The organism is Protofrankia sp. CiP1_Cm_nod1, from assembly GCF_920888515.1.
Classification (GTDB): domain Bacteria; phylum Actinomycetota; class Actinomycetes; order Frankiales; family Frankiaceae; genus Protofrankia.
Genome location: NZ_CAKKTM010000207.1, coordinates 10,327 through 11,449, shown reverse-complemented (window position 1 = coordinate 11,449; position 1,123 = coordinate 10,327). Strand labels below are relative to the sequence as shown.

The 1,123-nt window shown below is 71.5% G+C and carries 2 protein-coding genes; both read left to right on the top strand.

The window, feature by feature from the left end; translation table 11 throughout:
• A partial coding sequence (locus NBX02_RS09505; protein ID WP_250280874.1) for an ATP-binding protein occupies nt 1–494 on the top strand: 494 nt, incomplete at its 5' end.
• Nucleotides 495–710: 216 nt separating this feature from the next.
• On the top strand, nt 711–1,123 hold a 413-nt coding region (locus NBX02_RS09500), incomplete at its 3' end, for a PPOX class F420-dependent oxidoreductase (RefSeq protein WP_250280876.1).

Below are 1,123 nucleotides of genomic sequence, written 5' to 3'. Positions count from 1 at the left end.
CGCTCGGCGAGCCCACCGACTCCCTCGACACCGCCTGCGACGTCATTCTCAAGACCCTGCTGCCGGACCGGCCCGCCGACGACGACATCGCCGTCCTGCTCGCCCGCACCCACACCCTCACCGCCGGCCAGGTCGCCTCCTGGGACCTGCCCGCCGACCCCGCCGTCGTCGCCCACGCCCGCGCCCACACCACCGACCAGCTCACCGCCTGGGGCCTGCACGACGCCATCTACACCACCGAACTCGTCGTCAGCGAACTCGTCACCAACGCCATCCGCCACGCCACCGGCCCCATCCACCTCCGCCTCATCCGCGACCGCGGCACCCTCATCTGCGAGGTCTCCGACACCAGCAGCACCGCCCCCCACCTGCGCCGCGCCCGCACCCTCGACGAGAACGGCCGCGGCCTGTTCCTCATCGCCCAGCTCACCCACCACTGGGGCACCCGCTACAACCGCACCGGCAAGACCATCTGGGCCGAACAGCTCATCTGACGCGGCCCATCCGACGAACGGCCCGCCCGACACCGCCGGCGAGATGATCGTGATTCCGCCGGCCCTCGGGCGGCTGCGCGGCAGACGACCGGGCATCGCCGCAGGTGACCGGCCCTCCCGGGAATAGCCGGGCCGGTTCTGACATACAGCTGTCGTAGTCACAACCAGCGGCTCGACCTGCGCCGCGCCTTCTTGCACCTGGAGGACGTCGAACACATGACTCTGCTGACCGACGCCGTGCGTGCCGCGCTGACGGCCGGGCGCCTCGCCCACCTCGTCACCCTGAACCCGGACGGCAGCCCCCAGATCACCCTGGTGTGGGTGGGCGTCGACGGCGACGAGATCGTCACCGCCCACCTGGGGCTGTACCAGAAGCTCCGCAACCTCCAGCGGGACCCACGGGTGGCGCTGTCGATCGAGGCCGCAGGGACCGAGGGCGGCGGCCTCGACCATTACCTGGTCGTCCACGGGCACGCGAAGGTCATCGAGGGCGGCGCGCCCGAACTGCTCGCGAAACTCACCAGGATCTACCTTGGGCCGGACGCCCCTCCGTCACCGATCCCCGACCCACCCCCCGGCTACGTCCTGCGGATCACCCCGGAACGCGTCGGCGGCATCGGCCCCTGGAA